This window comes from Parabacteroides sp. AF17-3 (assembly GCF_003635445.1).
GTDB classification, from domain to species: Bacteria; Bacteroidota; Bacteroidia; order Bacteroidales; family Tannerellaceae; genus Parabacteroides; species Parabacteroides goldsteinii.
Window position 1 is genome coordinate 173,926 of sequence record NZ_QTMM01000008.1, and the last position, 18,019, is coordinate 191,944.

Genomic DNA, 18,019 nt, shown 5'->3' on the forward strand with positions numbered 1-18,019 from the left:
AACATACAACAATGGATATACAATTAGAAAAGAAAAGAGGCATTCAGAAGAAACATTTACCTTATGTAGGTGGCGGTGTTTTATTCCTGGCATTGGTCGGATGGATCATCTTCGGCGACCATGCATCGACATTGAAAGTGGACGCCCGCGGTATCAGTATCGGTGAGGTTACGAAGGAGCAGTTCAATGATTTCGTTCGTGTAAACGGACAGGTGCAGCCGATAACTGTGGTACAGTTGAGCCCGGAAGAAGGCGGTATCGTTCAGGAGAAAGTAGTGGAAGAAGGTGCCCAGGTGAAGAAGGGCGACGTTATTATCCGCCTTTCCAATTCAAGCCTCGATTTGCAGATATTGGATGCCGAAGCTCAGCTGGCGGAAAAACAAAACTTCCTGCGTAACACACAGGTGGCCATGGAACAGGACAAACTGAACAATCAGTTGGAAAAGGCGCAGCTTGATGTCGACATTGCCCGTTCACGTCGTGCTTATTCACAACAGAAGAAATTGTATGATGAAAACCTGATTGCCAAGGAAGATTATCTGAAAGCTAAAGAAGATTATGAACTGGCAACAAAGAAATATGACCTTGTTGTCGAGCGCCTGCGTCAGGATTCAATTTCCCGTACGATCCAGATGGACGAAATGGAAACCAGTCTGGCCAACATGCGCCGTAACATCCAATTGGTTCATGAACGTAAGGAGCATCTGAATGTCCGTTCACAGATTGACGGCGAACTGGGTTTGCTGGATGTCGTGCTGGGACAGAATGTTTCTGCCGGTTTAAAGATCGGCCAGATCAACGACCTTTCCGACTATAAGGTGGAAGCGATGATCGACGAACATTATATCGACCGTGTTAAGCCGGGACTGGATGCCGACTTCGACCGTCAGGGAACAAGTTTCGCACTGGCTGTACGCAAGGTGTATCCGGAAGTTCGCGACGGTAAATTCCGTACGGACCTGGTGTTTACAGGCGAACGTCCTGACAATATCCGTAGCGGTCAGACTTATTATATCAATCTGGAACTGGGACAGCCGACAGAGAGTATCATCATCCCACGCGGAACATTCTTCCAGAGTACCGGCGGCAGCTGGATCTTCGTACTCGACAAAGATGGCAAGAAAGCCTATCGCCGTAAGATCAAGATCGGCCGTCAGAACCCGCAGTACTATGAAGTAACAGAAGGCCTGGAAGCAGGAGAAAAGGTAATCGTTTCCAGCTATGAAAGCTACAAGGATAACGAGGTGTTGGTTTTGGAATGATATATAGAATAAATGAATCGTGTATAGAAAATAATGTGCCAATGTGGCAATATGCTAATGTGCCAATTTAGAAAAAATTGAGCTATCTGTTTATAGTGACGGGAGTAACTAATTCCCCTCTTGAGAGGGGATAAGGGGTGTGTTAAAGCCAGTTATAGGACGAAACTATAACACCCCCCCTTCCCCCTCTCAAGAGGGGAGCCAGGTACAACCGGTCAATAATCGGATAGTTCACATTTGACAATAATTGAAATAGTTATATCCTAATAATAACTGAATATAAAACATACCACTATGATGAAGAACTTTTACATAGCTATCCGGTCCCTTTCTAAGAAAGGACGGCACAGTGGCATCAAGATATTGTCGTTAGGTGTAGGCCTGGCAATGGGGTTGGTTCTTATCGCGAAAGTATGCTTCGAACTGTCCTACGATGGCTTCTATCCGGCTTCGGACAGGATATATGCCATCCAGGAGAACGTATCGTTCAAAGATAATCCGCTCGATACCTATCCCCATGTCAGCGGAGGCATAGCTCCCGGTATGAAAGCCGAAATTCCCGGAGTAGAAGCCGCCACCCGTGCCCTTAAATTTGGCGACGTTGTGATCCATACGCCCGACAAACGGAAATACGATGCTACCCTGATGTTGGCCGATGATTGCTTTTTTGATGTTCTTCCGCGTGATATGATAGCTGGCAAAGCAAAAGAAACGCTTGGCCGTCCCCTGTATGCACTTGTTTCGGAAAGTGTGGCGAAAAATATCGGTGCTGGTGAAACGGATATTGTCGGTCAGACTTTCGAGATCGAAGCCTATCCCGGTGTCAGCCTGACGATCGGCGGCGTTTTCAAAGACGTTCCGAAGAATACCCATCTTTTCTATGATATGCTGGTTTCGATGGCCTCTTATAAAGAGATTGCCGGATGGACGAACGAAGACGAATGGTTCGGTGGCGACAGCTACAACGCCTATGCCCTTCTGCGACCGGGTGTCAGCATGGAAGATATGGTCAAGCCGATGGACGATATGCTCGACCGCCATGTCGACCCCAATGAACTGAAAGAACAGGGCATTAACTATAAACTGAAACTCTGCCCGCTGGAAGAGGTCTACGGCAAGTCGCCTGAAACGAAGAAGATGGCTGTCATACTGGTCGCCATCGCTTCCGCCATCCTTTTTGCGGCCCTGATGAATTACATACTGCTGGTGATCTCTTCGCTGGTAGTTCGCTCGAAAGATATAGCTATACATAAATGTTACGGAGCATCCGGCTGGAATATCTCCGACATGATATTTTCCGAGACATTCCTTAACCTGCTCATATCTCTGGGCATTTCCGCCCTGTTGATACTGGCTTTCCGCGAGATGGTGGAGGAACTGCTCAACGCTTCCCTGCTGTCGCTCATCTCTTTGGATACGATTCCGATGCTGGTGGCTATTTGCCTTGTCATCTTCCTGCTGGCGGGATTACTGCCGTCGCGCCTGTTTGCCGGTGTACCGGTGGCATCCGTGTTCAGGTCGTATAACGAGTCGAGACGGTCGTGGAAGAAAGTGCTGCTGTTCATCCAGTTTATCGCTGTCGGTTTTCTGATCTGCCTGTTGGTTGTGATCGGGCTGCAATACCAACGGCTGGTGACGGATGATCCCGGCTACTCGTTCGACCGCCTGGCCTATTGTTCTCCGAGTGGTGTGAAAAGCTCGCAACGTCGTGCCCTGATGGATGAACTGGCCAAGCTGCCCGAAGTGGAAGGAGTGGCGTCGTGCGCCAACCTGCCAATCTACAGTGGCTCCGGCGATATGGCTTACCGTCCGGGAACGAATGAAACGATCGTCCACTTCAACGACCTTTACGAGGCGGATGCCGATTATGTGCCCCTGATGGAAATGTCGGTAATCGAAGGAAAAGCTTTCGATCGTTCTTATTCCGATTCTGCGCAGGTGATGATGGTCAGCCGCATGATGGCGGACCAGTTGGCGAAAGCGCTGGACTGGAAAGACGGGGTAATAGGAAAGCTTGTGCCGGTAAGCGGCCATGGTGGAAATTCACAAGATTTTAGGATCGTAGGTGTTTACGATGATATCCGTATCGGTCAGATCGGTCAGGATCTGATGTATCCTTCCGCATTATTCTATGGAAACAGGGCACATCGGAATATCGTCATCAAATTCCATAAGCTGACAGCCGAGAATATGGCGAACGTACATGATGTCATCCAGAAATTCCTGCCGGACAATGAATTTACACTCGCTTCCTACAGTGTCAGCGTGACGAATCTATATAATGCTTCACGCCTCTTCCGCAACTCGGTTATGTGGGGTGGCATCGTGACCCTTATCATTACCCTGATCGGACTGATCGGCTATATCAATGACGAGACGAATCGTCGCGGTAAAGAAATCGCCGTACGTAAGATCAACGGTGCTACCGAGGTGAATATCCTCTCGTTGATGACACGCGATGTGGCCTGGATGGCTCTCCCCGCCATTCTGATCGGAGCCGCCGGGTCTTATTATGCGGGCGAAAAATGGTTACAACAGTTCTCTGAAAAGATACCGATGCATGTCGGCCTGTTCATTCTCTGCTCTGTCTGTATACTGACGGTCATCCTGGCTACGGTTGTCTACCGTTCGTGGATGGTTGCTGTATCGAACCCGGTGGAAAGTTTAAAGTCTGAATAGTAATACATATATAATATGATAAAGAATTTTAGTATGGCATTCCGTTCCCTGTTCAAGAAAGGGAGGAATAATGGAATTAAGATCATTGCTCTGGCTGTCGGATTGGCCATGGGACTAGTATTGATTGCGAAAGTCTGTTTCGAACGGTCGTACGATAACTTTTATCCGGACAACGACCGCATTTACCTGGTCAAGTCAGGCATCAACCGCGAAGGAAAAAAAGATACCTGGGGACAGGTGAGCGGCGCAATCGCCCCCGGCATGAAAGCGGAGATACCCGAAGTGGAGGCAGCCACCCGCTACACCCGTATCGGTTCGCCGGACGAACTGATAATGACGCCCGAAAAACAGTTCTACACGGCAACCCTTTTGCTGACCGATACCAGCTTTTTCGATGTTTTCCCGCGTCCGATACTTATCGGTGACCCGAAAGATGTGCTGGCGCGTCCGAATTATGTCATGATCTCCCGTTCGCTGGCCGAAAAGATGGGCGGCGTTGAAAGCGCAGTCGGCAAAACCTTTGTGCGCGATGTGAACCGTAATTCCGTGCAAACGATCGGCGGCGTGTTTGAAGATATACCTGAAAACAGCCATCTGCAATACGACATGCTGGGTTCGTTGGCGGGTTATTCCGTGCAAAGTACCACCAACTGGGTGGGTAACGACCGTTACGTTGCCTATGTGAAACTACTTCCGGGAACAACTCCCGAGTCGCTCGCCCCCTCTATCCGCCGCATGCAGGAACGCAACCAGGATTTGGAAGGTCTCAAGAAAGCCGGTGTCGATCTGTTTTATACTATATCCCCCTTGCAGGATATCCATAACAACAACGAAGATGTAAAAGATATGAATGCGATGTTGCTTTTTCTGGCTACGATCCTGATCGTCATCGCCGTGCTGAACTATATTCTCGTAGTTATCTCCACCCTGATCGGACGGACAAAAGAGGTGGCGGTACATAAATGCTACGGAGCCTCTGGAAAAGATATTCTCGGAATGATACTTTCCGAATCGTTGCTGCATCTCTTGCTTGCCCTGTTGCTGGGTGCTTTCCTGATCCTTGTTTTCAGAGGTAAGGTGGAAGATTTGCTGTCGGCATCCTTGTCGGCTTTGTTTACGCTGCCCACCGTGACGCTTCTGGCGGGTATCTGCCTGGTTGTATTCGGGGTGACATGCCTTGTCCCGACCTGGCTTTTCCTGCGCATACCGGTTGCATCGGCTTTCCGCAGCGTGAAGGAGTCGAAGCGGTATTGGAAACTGTGCCTGCTTTTCGTGCAGTTTGTCGCCACGGCTTATCTGGTAGCGCTTCTGATCACGATCAGCCGCCAATATGACAAGATGATCACGAGCGATCCGGGGTATGCCTACGAAAACCTGATCTATTGCAATACCACTGGAGTGGGAGCACAGGAACGTGAGCGTGCCATCGACGAACTGCGCCGCCTGCCACAGGTCGATCAAGTCGGATGCAGTACCGAACTGCCTTTCTATTATGCCTCCGGAAATAATGTTTCCCTGCCGGGTGAAGACCGTGAGTTGTTCAATATTGCCGATATGTATTTCGTCTCCGACAATTATTTCAAGATCATGGAAATACCCGTCGTTGAGGGCAAAGCCTTCCAGCTGGGCGAAGCGAATGACGATAAGGTAATGGTCAGCCGTAAGTTTGTCGACCTGATGGAGAAAACGGCCGGCTGGACGGGAAGTCCTCTCGGCAAAGGTGTCATGATTACCGAACATAGCAACGGCACGAAGGTATTCACCATCAGTGGTGTCTACGAAGATTTCCGTATCGGTTCGCTGAAAGGCCCGGATACCCGTGCATCCGTTCTCTTCTACAACACGCCCGACAGTTATAATCCGGCTAAGATCATCCTGATAAATATGCATACCATGTCGTCTGAAAACCTGGCTCAGATAAATGAAATACTGGCCGGTGCCATGCCCGACAAAGTGGTCGAAGCCTCCGTCTATAAGATGGATATTCTCAACCAATACCAGGACGACCGCGACTTCCGCGACTCCATCATGATCAGCGGCCTTGTCACCCTGATCATCGCCCTGATCGGATTGCTGGGATATACAGCCGACGAGACCAACCGCCGCGGCCGCGAGATCGCCATCCGTAAGGTAAATGGCGCGACAGCCATCGATATTCTCCGGATGATCTCAAAGGATATTTCCTATATTGCGATTCCTGCCCTGGCGATAGGAGCCGCCATTGCCTATGTCAGCGCATCTGGCTGGCTGGAAAAATTCGCGGAACGCATCCACCTCAGTGCCTTTATCTTTATCGGTGCCGCCTTGTTCGTCTATGTGATCATCATCGGTTGCGTTTTATTCCGCGCCTGGAGAACGGCCGACGAGAATCCGGTGGAAAGCCTGAAAGCGGATTAAAAACGTAGGAAATGGTAGAAGTAAAACTTCCGGCAACTTGAATCGCTTTCAGGATGCCGGAAGTTTTACATTCGACATATATAAACTTTTCCAACTGCAAAAAAAAGCAAAAAGATAACTCCGTTTGATTATTAATCCTTACATTGCATGCGTTTTATACAAGCAATCATTTTTAAACATAAAATTATGGGTACATTAACTAAGATTCTGGAGTTTTTTCTTGGCAATCTGAATAATTCGGAATATGCTAACTATATGGATCGTTTCAGAGCTCTCTTCCAAGAGGTCGGAAGTGGAGGTGGCGACCGTCCGGAAATCGAATAATATATTTTGGGGTGACAGAGACTCTTTATAGTCACCGATATTAGTTTAAGTTTTAGTTAAACATGTGCATCCGGCCTGTGAAGGTCGGATGTTTTTTCTGCCGCAAAGTGTCTAATAAATAGACATGACTGTCTAAATATTAGACACTGCCGTAAAAAAGACAAAACAGTATAATGTTGAAAACTAGCTTTTTATTAAGTTTGGCACGTAATTTGAATTATATAGAGAAAAGAGAGTGGATTTTAAAGAGGAATATAAAGTATAAATGTAGAATTAAATAAATAACATTATGATTAAGATTGAAGGATTAAGTAAGCACTTCCGTACAGAAGAAGTAGAAACAATCGCATTGAACAATATTTCGATGGAAGTGAAGGATGGTGAATTTGTAGCTATCATGGGACCTTCCGGTTGCGGTAAATCAACCTTGTTGAATATCCTGGGTTTGCTTGATAATCCGACTGGCGGTAATTACTATCTGGTTGATAAAGAAGTGGGCCATCTGAAAGAAAAAGAACGTACACAGGTTCGTAAAGGGAATATCGGTTTCGTATTCCAGAGCTTCAACCTGATCGACGAACTCAATGTATACGAAAATGTGGAACTGCCGCTGACCTACCTGAAGGTAAAGGCTTCCGAACGTAAACAGATGGTAAACGATATTCTGAAACGTATGAACATCAGCCATCGTGCCGCTCACTTCCCACAGCAGTTATCCGGAGGTCAGCAACAGCGTGTTGCCATTGCCCGTGCCGTTGTCTCCAACCCGAAGATCATCCTTGCCGATGAGCCGACCGGTAACCTGGATTCAAAGAACGGTGCCGAAGTAATGCAGCTGCTTACCGAACTGAACAAAGAAGGGACAACCATCGTCATGGTAACCCACTCCAAGCATGACGCAAGTTTTGCACACCGCATCATCAACCTGTTCGACGGTAGCATCGTGTCATCAGTGAGCGAATTTATTTGATGAATTAGATTTTACACATGGACATATAGCTAAATTAAGAATGTAAGCAAACACGAACATATCCTACCTGTGAAGGCGGGATATGTTTTTATTCTCGCCAACTGTAGAACAATTAAACCATTAAAAAGATGAACAACCTATTAAATATAAAGTCTTTCCTGAAATTCCTGGGTAAGAATAAAGCATATACGGTGATCGATGTGTTCGGACTGTCTGTTTCACTGATGTTCGTCATTCTGATCTCTATTTATACGGTACAGGAGTTGTCGGTCGATAAATTTCAGGAACATGGAGACCGCATTTATGCGGTAGCTTATGAAGAAGGAGTAGTGACAGGCGTTCCGGTGGCTTACCGGTTGCAGGAACGTTACCCGGAGATAGAAAGGGTTTGTCCGGTTATCAGCAACAATTTCAATTCGATGATCGTTTGGGCAAATGATAAAAAGATGAATGCCAATTTATGTTTTGCCGATTCTTCCTTCTTCAATTTCTTTTCGTTTAAACTTTTGAGTGGCGACAAGAATCGGGTGTTGCAGGCCCGTAACAATGCTGTCATTTCCCGGACATTTGCCAACAAATTGTTTGGCACGGACGACCCGGTAGGGCAAAGCATCCGTATCAGTGACTCAACATCAGTGATGGTGACAGGTGTGATGGAAGATATCAAAAATTCGGCAATCCCTTATACCGACCTGCTGCTGCGGATCGAAGGCGTCACCGAGTTTAACGGCTCGTTGGGCATGGACCGCTATAATAATGCCGGTGCTACGACCGCTTTTCTGATGATGAAACCGGGGGCCGACCTGCGTCCTAAGACAGATGATATTGCTACCTATATGAAGGAGTTCTTCTGGCCGTATAAGATGGAACTGTGGAAAAAGGTAATACTCATCCCCATGAATGAATTGTATTTTTCACCGATAAAGGGAAACGGAAATTCGGGGGATAGACGTTTTGTCATTGTTCTGATGTCGGTGGGTATACTGATCCTGATATTTGCCGTGTTCAATTATATCAACCTGACGGTGGCACAGGCGGGCCAACGGGCAAAAGAGATGGCTACACGCCGTTTGCTGGGTTCGTCGCGCGGTGAATTGTTCATGCGACTGATGGTGGAATCGACGTCGCTGACGGTTATTTCATTCATACTCGGCTTGCTGTTTGCCATGGCTGTTACCTCTTATGCCAACAACCTGCTGCAATCCGATATAAGTCTGGCCGATGCCTGTACGCCTCTCTGGATCGGTACGGCGATTGTGGTCGTTTTATTGATAGGTGGTTTGTCGGGACTGTTACCGGCCATTATGATTTCTTCGGCCAAGCCGATCGATGTGGTGCGCGGAACTTTCCGCCGACAGACGAAGATGGTGTTCAGTAAGGTTTTTATCACGTTCCAGAATACGATCACGATTGCCATGATCGCAGCTTCTATTGTGATGATTCTCCAGATCAACCATCTGATCAATGCTCCTTTGGGATATAATACAACGAATATATTGGAAACCTCCAATAATTTTGAGAATGTAACGGATCGTACAGCTGCTTTAGACCGGGTGCGTCAGATGCCGTTTGTCAAACGGATAGGGCTGGCGAGCGGGATGCCTTTCAGCGGTAGTAACAATATGACCGGTACGTATGAAGACAAAACACTCAGTTTCCAGCAATTTATTATGGATAGCGTCACATTTAATATCCTGGGACTGGAGATTATCCGCGATAACCACCTGGCCGAAAATAGTTGGTACCTGACCGAAAAAGCAATGATGGATATGGAGTTGCCTATGGATGCGCCGGCTTTTAAATGGGGAGAAAACAGTACCCCGATTGCCGGTGTGATCCGCAACTTCCAGCCCCGCGGCAATATAACCCGTGAGAACCAGCCGTCTATGCTTCGCATCAATAAACCGGAAGAAATGTATCCCTGGTCTATTATCATCGAAATAGATGGAAACCCGTACACGGCTTATGAACAGATCCGTAAGGCCTACGAACAGACATCCGGCCTGAATTTCGAAGGCAAATTCATCGACCAACAGATTCAGGAATCGTTTGAAGCGCAGCAGCGCATGGCAAAGATTGTCTCTATCTTTGCCGGTATCGCCATCCTGATCTCTTTGCTCGGGTTATTGGCTATGTCGACCTACTTTATCCAGCAGCGTTCGCAGGAAGTGGCAGTCCGTAAAGTATTCGGTTCGGACAATAAAAGCATCCTGTTACGCCTGGTCAGTGCCTTCCTGATCTATGTTGTCGTAGCTTTTGTGATCGCAACGCCCATCATTTGGTATGCGATGAACCAGTGGTTGTCTGACTATTCATACAGGATCGACCTGAATCCGCTTATCTTTATTGTTTCCGGCCTGTTCTGCCTGGTTATTTCATTTGCTGCCGTATTTGTCCAGAGCTTCAGGGCAGCCAATGCCAATCCGGTGAATAGTATTGCTAATAAATAACGATACGAGTATTATAAATTTAAAGGCGGAAGTTATTCATAAGAATGACTCTCCGTCTTTAGTTGTTTAAGAATAGCATGGATTTCTTAATTATACAGGTTTATATGCTACCTTTGTGCGGTAGTTAAACGGGTGCTTATCTATTTTCAAAACATATATGTTTCGTTGACAAAGCATATATGTTTTGCAATCAAAACTCCTTAGTTTTGTTTTCAAAAGATACTACCTTTCAGTTTATGTTATTGAAAGGTAGGAGATTCTTGCGGCTGGTGTCTGAAACGTCTAATGTGAATACTTTTGGGGGGCGGATAGGATGTAAAAAAACTGGACAGGACTGTCTAATTATTAGACATATCTTGAAGTTTTGTTGTTTTGTATTTTGTTGATATCTAATGTTTTATTGTTTTGGCACGTATTTTGGTTGTTGGAATGTGTAAATAACTGAAATAACAAAAAATAGTATATCAATGAGAACGATATTGCGAAACTTTCTGAATGTACTGCGCCGTTTCAAGATGGCGTCTTTCCTGAATATAGTAGGGTTGTCGGTGGCTTTTACCGCTTTTCTGGTGATTATGATGCAGGTTCAATATGAGCGGACTTTCGACCGGTGTTATCCGACCGCTTCACGTATTTGCCGGGTGGACGTGCATCATGGAGAAGAGGATATTTATGCCTCGATACTGCCTCGTGCACTGGCGGATGCTGTTTTTGCTTCATCCCCTCATATAGAAAGCAGTGTACTGCTAAGTCCCTCCGGTGTAAAAGCTTATGTGACCGTGGGAGAAGAGGGGAATGAGAAAGGTTTTAAAGAATCGATCATCTCCTGTTATTCGGATTTTGTACATGTTTTCGAACCGTCTATACTGGAGGGGACTGCTTCCTGCCTGGAAGATCCGGAAAAGGTAATCATACCGGAAAGCATGGCCAAACGGATGTTTGGTAAGGAACCAGCCGTGGGAAAAAGCATTTATTGTAAGGATGAAATATGGTATATAGACCAGAAGAACTTCACCGTCGGTGGCGTCTATAAAGATTTTCCGGAGAATGCACAGATGAAAAATAGCATTTATATTCGTATGAAGGAAGATTGGGGGAAAGATGACTGGTATTCCCAGAACTTTATGGGATATATCCTGCTGGATTCGCCCGAATCGAGACAGGAGGTGGAAGATAACTTCAATAAGACATTCGACTTTTCTAAATATGGAACCCAGGATAAGACCTTCCTGCATCTGATTCCTGTCACGGACATTTATTATACGGCCGGCCAGTATGAAGATATGATCAAAGCCGGAAATATCGGTACGATGCGGTTGTTGGTATTGATCGCTTTGCTGATCATTATCATTGCCGGAATCAATTTTACGAATTTCAGTACGTCACTGGCACCGATGCGCATCAAAAGTATCAATACGCAGAAGGTGTTGGGCAGTTCGACTGCCAGCCTGCGGATCAGCCTGATGATCGAAGCGATTGCCATTTGTCTGTTTTCCTGTCTGCTTTCTTTCTTGCTGACCTGGATGCTGAACAGGTCGGGAGTTCTTACCTTTGTGGAGGCGGACACGAATATGCTGCATTATATACCTTTATTATTTATGATGTTGGGAATGGCTGTTTTGCTGGGAGTGATAGCGGGACTGTATCCGGCGTGGTATATGACCTCTTTCCAGCCGGCATTGGTCCTGAAAGGGAGTTTCGGGTTATCGGTTTCGGGACGGAAATTGCGTATGGTCCTGATCGGTTTCCAGTACGTTGTCTCGATCGGTTTGATTATCGGCTCCTTCTTCATACAACTTCAGAATAATTATATGCGTTCCTACAAGCTGGGATTTGATAAGGATCAGGTTGCAATGGCAGTTTTAAGTACCGAGATGGTCGAAAAGTCAGGCGATCTGTTGATGAACCGGCTGAAAGAACATGTCGCCATCGAAGATGTAGGCTTTGCCAGCGATGAAGTGGGAGCATCGAATAACTATTCCGCAAATAATTTCGTTTGTAACGATAAAGAGTTCAATACTGAAATAGTATATACCTCGTGGAACTTTCTCGATGTCGTAGGGATTCCGATTATCAGCGGACATAATTTCAACCGCTCGGATGCAGAGAGTGATTCTACTTATGCCTGTATTTTTACCCGCCGGGTACAGGAACTGGCTCCTGATATGGAACCGGGGCATCTGTTGAAGAAAAGTTGGATGGGGATAGGCCGTGTTGCCGGTTTTGTCGATAACATAAAGATTTCATCGCTACGCTCAATAACCCGGCCGCTGGTTTTTATAGTAACCAAAAAACAGGTAACGCCTGTCTGCTATATCCGTCTGGCTGCCGGAGCCGATGTGGAAGATGCCGTCGCCCATATCCACCGGGTAATAGCTGATATCGATCCGGCATATCCTTTCGAGGTGGAGTTTTACGATACGGTATTCAATAATCTGTATCATAAGGAACAGTATCTGAAAAAGATGGTCACTTTGTTCAGCCTGCTGGCTATCGTGCTGTCGATCGTGGGTGTCTTTGGACTGGTTGTTTTTGAAACGCAATACCGGCGTAAAGAGATCGGAGTGCGTAAAGTGTTCGGTGCTACGGTAGGGGAGGTTTTGAATATGTTCAACAGGTCTTATCTGCGTATTGTCTCAATCTGTTTTGTGATCGCTGTCCCGTTTGCTTATTACGGCGTATATAAATGGCTGGAAAACTTTTCCGATAGGACCCCGATCTATTGGTGGGTGTTTGTGTTGGCTTTCGGCATTGTGGCCGGTATAACCATGCTGACGGTTACATTCCAGAACTGGAAAGCGGCAAATGAGAATCCGGTGAACAGTGTAAAAAGTGAATAATTAATCTAATTTGTCTAATTATTTTACACCAGTGTCTAAAATTTAGACACATCTGATAACACCTTGATTCGTCAAGGTGTTATTTATTAGATGATTACATGTTTGGCATGCGTTTTGAACCTATTCGGGTAAAAATAAATATATAATGAAAACAATTCTTCGAAATTTCATCAGTGTATTACGTCGTTTTAAGATGGCGACGCTTCTTAATATTTTAGGGCTTTCAGTGGCTTTTTCTGCATTTATGATTATTATGATGCAGGTTGATTATGATCAGAATTTTGACACTTTTCATAATGAAGCCGATAATATCTACCGGGTGGAGCTACAGTGGGGTAAGGAAACGCCTCAGGCTATTGTAAGCCGGCCCCTGATGGATGTGTTTTTCAACTTCTCACCGCATATCGTTGCCGGAGCCATTAGCTATCCTATCTATAGTGAGACGGTTTTTATTGTAGATAAGGACGGGAAACAGGATAGTTATATGGAACCGAATATGACTATTTATCCTTCCTTTACCGATGTGTTTACTTTTGATATGTTGGAAGGAACGAAGGATGCCCTGAAGGACCCGGAAAAGATCTTGATTTCGGAAAGTCAGGCTAAAAAGATATTCGGTACGGAATCGGCTGTCGGCCGGAGAATGAAAGCGAAAGATACCAGAGGGCGGTTGGCCGGTCTTTTTACCATACCTGAGATGGATTATACGGTGGGAGGTGTCTATAAGGATTTTCCGGTAAACGGTATCCTCCAGAATGCAGTCTATGTGAAACTGGATGATAAGGAGGGTTTGAATGATTGGGGAAGTTCTAATTATTATGCTTATATCCGTCTGGATAGCCCCGAAGCCGCAAAGGATTTGACAAACGATTTTCTGGATTATTATAAAAAGCACGAGATAGGGAAAAATATGCCGTGGTCTACCGATGACCTGAATTTGCGGCTGACTCCTTTGACGGAGCTTCATTATGTAACGGATGTTCTTTATGACATGGTTCCTAAGACTAGCCGCCAGACGATATTGGTTCTGATTGCCATCGCATTTGTTATTATGCTTATTGCCGGTATCAATTTTACCAATTTCAGTACGGCTTTGACTCCGATGCGTATGAAAAGTATCAATACGCAAAAGGTGCTGGGTAGTTCTAATGCAACATTACAGTTCTCCTTATTGATGGAAGCGGTTTGTATCAGTGTTGTGGCTTTCTTGTTGGCATTATGGATTGTCCGTATGACGGCAAGCAGTCCCATAGCCGGCCTGATCAATGCGGATATTTCTTTTTCCGCTCATCCGGTGTTGATTTCGTTGACGGCTCTGCTGTCTGTGCTGGTCGGAGTGCTGGCCGGGATTTATCCGTCTTATTATATGACATCCTTCTCGCCGGCGCTGGTGCTGAAAGGTAATTTCGGACTTTCTCCCAAAGGAAGGGTATTGAGGAACGTACTGATCAGTGTGCAGTTCATTTCTTCATTTGTTTTGATTATGGGCGCTATGTTCATGTATTTGCAAAATAACTTTATGCGAACCAGTTCGTTGGGATACGACAAAGATCAAATCATCGTGACAGACCTGACGGCTACAGTCTTAAACAGTAAAGACGCTTTCACGAATCGTATGAAATCGTTCTCCGGTATTGAGGATGTGACCTGTGCGGAGTTTCTGCTGGCCAGCCAGGATCAGTATATGACTTGGGGACGTGAACTGAATGGTAAAAATATTCAGTATCAGGTGATGCCGGTCGATCCTTCTTTCCTGAAGGTACTGAATATTGCAGTAAGTGACGGACGGGATTTCCGGGAAGAAGATACTTTGACGGAGCATGGTGCCTATATATTTAATGAACGTGCGCGAAAGACTTACGACATTCAGCTGGGGGATAAGATCGGTGATATGGAGGTGATTGGTTTTGTTCCGGATATCAAGTTCGCTTCTTTCCGTACGGAGGTGGTTCCGATGGCATTCTTAGTGCGTGGTAAAAGTTATTCGGGAGGTGCGGCGTTTGCATATATCAAGGTAAAAGCCGGTTCGGATATGGGAGCAGCCATGGCGCATGTCAAGAATGTAATGAGTGAGATTCATCCGGATTATCCTTTCGACATTACTTTCTTTGATAAAGTGTTGAATAATTTATATGAAAAAGAAACGAGTCTGGGAGCATTGATCACATTATTCAGTCTGATAGCCGTCTTTATCTCGATGGTGGGTGTCTTTGGTCTGGTAGTATTCGACAGCCAGTATCGCAGAAAGGAAATAGGTGTCCGCAAGGTGATGGGATCTTCCGTGTCGCAGATTCTGATTATGTTTAACAAAACGTATGTCCGTATCCTGTTGATATGCTTTGTGTTGGCCGCTCCGTTGACCTGGTATGCCATTCATGCCTGGTTGGAGAACTTTGCTTACCGTACTCCGATCTATTGGTGGGTATTCATACTGGCTTTCCTGCTGGTGTCGGCTGTGACGATCGTCACTGTTACCTTCCAGAACTGGCGGGCGGCAAGCGAAAATCCGGTGATAAGCATAAAAACAGAATAGCAATCATGCAACATTCTTGAAATTATTACGTATTTATTAAAAAGTTGTTTGGTGAACAACCTTAAATCGAAGTAATAATTCAATTGATATGAAAACTATTTTAAGAAACTTTGTCAGCGTGCTTCGCCGTTTCAAAATGGCGATGTTGCTGAATGTATTTGGATTAAGTATCGCTTTTGCAGCTTTTATGGTGATTATGATGCAGGTGAATTACGACTACACGTTCGATTCCTGCCAGCCGGAAGCTGATGCAATCTACCGCATGGACATGGACTTTCAGGGAAAAGCGAGTGCCGTCTTCAGCCGTCCTTTTGCAAGAGGCTTTACAGAGTCATCGCCCCATATTAAGGCCGGCATGATTATGGCGTCGTGGAATTCCGAACTTTTTTATAGTGTCGAACGGCAAGGGGAGAGGCTGAATTTCCAGGACCCGGTCGTGAATGCTTCGCCCGGGATTACCCGTGTCTTTCATTTCGATATGGTGGAAGGAGATGAAACGGCATTGGATCAGCCGGAAACTGCCATCATTCCCGAAAGTATGGCGCGTCGCTTGTTCGGAGATGAGTCGGCTATAGGAAAACGGCTGATGAATGTAGAGACGGGAAGTACGGTAGCAACAATAAGCGGCGTCTTTAAAGATTTCCCCCTTAACTCTTCCATCCGGAATATTATCTACCGGCAGATGCACCCGAAAGAAAACTACGATACTTGGAGTAATCAGAATTATTTCTTCTTTTTCCGAATGGATGATCCAGCCAATACGAAGGATGTGAAAGAAAACTTTATGAAGAATTTTGATGCATCCCAACAGTTCGGTAAGGATTTTGACTGGGAGAAAGATGGTATTGACCTGCGTATCACACCGCTTCCCGAGCTACATTTCCTGGAAAATGTCTCTTTCGACTCAATGCCGAAGGCCAGCCGTCAGACGGTGCGTGTTTTGTTTGCTATAGCTTTTGTTATCTTACTGATTGCGGGTATCAACTTTACCAATTTCAGTACGGCACTGACACCGATGCGTATTAAAAGTATCAATACGCAAAAAGTGTTGGGAAGTCCGGATAGTGTGCTTCGTTTGAGTTTGCTGGCGGAGGCGATTATCGTCAGTGCAGTGGCTTATCTGATTTCGCTGGGGATATTGTTTATAGCCGGTAAGACTTTTATAGCCTCTTTGGTGGATGCCGACATGGCTTTTTCGGCACAGTCGGGAGTTATTACTACTACGGCGGTTATTGCTGTGGCTGTCGGTGTGTTGGCTGGCCTTTATCCGGCCTGTTATATTACCTCTTTCCCGCCGGCACTGGTACTGAAAGGCAGTTTCGGACTGTCTCCAAAAGGGAGGTTGCTCAGAAGTACATTGGTCAGTATCCAGTTTATTGCTTCATTTATTCTGATTATCAGTTCCCTGTTCATGTTTTTGCAGAACCGGTTTATGCAGAATACACCGCTTGGATATGACAAGGACGAATTGATCGTGATGGAGCTGAACGGTAAGGTGAATAAGAGCCAGGATGTATTGGCGAGTGAGGTAAAAACATTCTCCGGGATTGAAGATATCACTTTTGCCGAACAAGTTTTATCGAGCCGGGACTTCTATATGGGATGGGGACGCGAGTATAAAGATAAGGATATTAACTTTCAATGTATCCCGGTGTCTCCTTCTTTCCTTCGTGTGATGGGGATTAAAGTGACCGACGGACGCGATTTTCGCCCGGAAGATGACTTGAAAGATACGGGATGCTATATATTTAATGAGAAAGCCCGTGAGATGTACGATCTGGAACTGGGGGATAAGATTGACGGTGGCGAGATTATTGGTTTTATGCCTAATATCAAGTTTGCTTCTTTCCGCAACGAAGTTTCACCAATGACTTTCTATGTCTGGGGAAAATACTATTGGGGAGGGGAAGTCGACAGTAAATATTATGCAGCAGCCTATGTCAGGGTAAAGGCCGGCAGTGATTTGCGTGCGGCAATGAAACATATTCAGGCTTCATTAAAGAAGATCGATCCGGTTTATCCTTTTAAAGTCTCTTTTTATGACGAGATATTACAACGTACCTATGTAAAGGAACTGAAGATCAGTAACCTGATCACCCTGTTCAGTGTCATTGCGATCTTAATATCCATAGTGGGAGTCTTCGGACTGGTGGTGTTTGAGAGTGAATACAGACGTAAAGAGGTGGCTGTCCGCAAAGTATTAGGATCGTCCACTCCGCAAATATTGGTACTGTTCAACAGGAGTTATCTGATTATTCTGGTTATTTGTTTTATCTTGTCGGCTCCTGTGGCTTTCTATGGCGTATATCGCTGGTTGGAGAACTTTGCTTACCGTACTCCGATGTACTGGTGGGTATTTCTGGCAGCCTTTATTATTGTTTCGATCATTACTTTTATAACCGTAACTTTCCAGAACTGGCATGTCGCTAATTCAAATCCGGTGGAGAGTATAAAGTCGGAGTGACCGGAAAGTTATTTTCCTTTATAAATGTCTAATAATTTGACAGCATTGTCTAATTATTAGACATTCATTTTTAAGGCGTGATCCAAATGTTTTTGATTGA

General features: G+C 45.6%; 9 protein-coding genes and 3 pseudogenes. All 12 read left to right on the forward strand.

Annotated elements, in window-relative coordinates:
- Positions 1–11: 11 nt before the first annotated feature.
- The 12 genes and pseudogenes from DWW91_RS12760 to DWW91_RS12795 all read left to right on the forward strand — a co-directional run bounded on the left by DWW91_RS12760 (position 12) and on the right by DWW91_RS12795 (position 17,919).
- The gene (locus DWW91_RS12760) at positions 12–1,262 is read left to right on the forward strand and encodes an efflux RND transporter periplasmic adaptor subunit (protein ID WP_007653317.1); all 1,251 of its coding nucleotides are present in this window, start codon (positions 12–14) and stop codon (positions 1,260–1,262) included.
- 294 nt (positions 1,263–1,556) lie between these two features.
- On the forward strand, positions 1,557–3,941 hold the full coding sequence (locus tag DWW91_RS12765) for an ABC transporter permease (protein WP_010803550.1): 2,385 nt from the start codon (positions 1,557–1,559) through the stop codon (positions 3,939–3,941).
- Between the two features lie 33 nt (positions 3,942–3,974).
- A pseudogene (locus tag DWW91_RS28390) lies at positions 3,975–4,664 on the forward strand (ABC transporter permease); the annotation flags it as partial.
- Between the two features lie 132 nt (positions 4,665–4,796).
- A pseudogene (locus tag DWW91_RS28395) lies at positions 4,797–5,138 on the forward strand (FtsX-like permease family protein); the annotation flags it as partial.
- Between the two features lie 168 nt (positions 5,139–5,306).
- A pseudogene (locus tag DWW91_RS28400) lies at positions 5,307–5,744 on the forward strand (ABC transporter permease); the annotation flags it as partial.
- 225 nt (positions 5,745–5,969) lie between these two features.
- The gene (locus DWW91_RS28405; RefSeq protein WP_370449579.1) at positions 5,970–6,338 is read left to right on the forward strand and encodes an ABC transporter permease; all 369 of its coding nucleotides are present in this window, start codon (positions 5,970–5,972) and stop codon (positions 6,336–6,338) included.
- Positions 6,339–6,524: 186 nt separating this feature from the next.
- Positions 6,525–6,662 (forward strand): hypothetical protein, encoded by a 138-nt coding sequence (locus DWW91_RS27650; protein WP_158599447.1) that lies wholly within the window; start codon positions 6,525–6,527, stop codon positions 6,660–6,662.
- A gap of 289 nt (positions 6,663–6,951) precedes the next feature.
- Positions 6,952–7,632: an ABC transporter ATP-binding protein gene (locus DWW91_RS12775; RefSeq protein ID WP_007653323.1), complete on the forward strand. Its 681-nt coding sequence runs from the start codon at positions 6,952–6,954 to the stop codon at positions 7,630–7,632.
- Between the two features lie 128 nt (positions 7,633–7,760).
- Positions 7,761–10,082: an ABC transporter permease gene (locus tag DWW91_RS12780; protein WP_046146824.1), complete on the forward strand. Its 2,322-nt coding sequence runs from the start codon at positions 7,761–7,763 to the stop codon at positions 10,080–10,082.
- A gap of 467 nt (positions 10,083–10,549) precedes the next feature.
- Positions 10,550–12,922 (forward strand): ABC transporter permease, encoded by a 2,373-nt coding sequence (locus DWW91_RS12785; RefSeq protein ID WP_122327941.1) that lies wholly within the window; start codon positions 10,550–10,552, stop codon positions 12,920–12,922.
- 145 nt (positions 12,923–13,067) lie between these two features.
- Positions 13,068–15,455 (forward strand): ABC transporter permease, encoded by a 2,388-nt coding sequence (locus DWW91_RS12790; RefSeq protein ID WP_007653329.1) that lies wholly within the window; start codon positions 13,068–13,070, stop codon positions 15,453–15,455.
- Between the two features lie 88 nt (positions 15,456–15,543).
- Positions 15,544–17,919, forward strand: a complete 2,376-nt coding sequence (locus tag DWW91_RS12795) for an FtsX-like permease family protein (protein ID WP_122327942.1) — start codon at positions 15,544–15,546, stop codon at positions 17,917–17,919.
- Positions 17,920–18,019 lie beyond the last annotated feature (100 nt).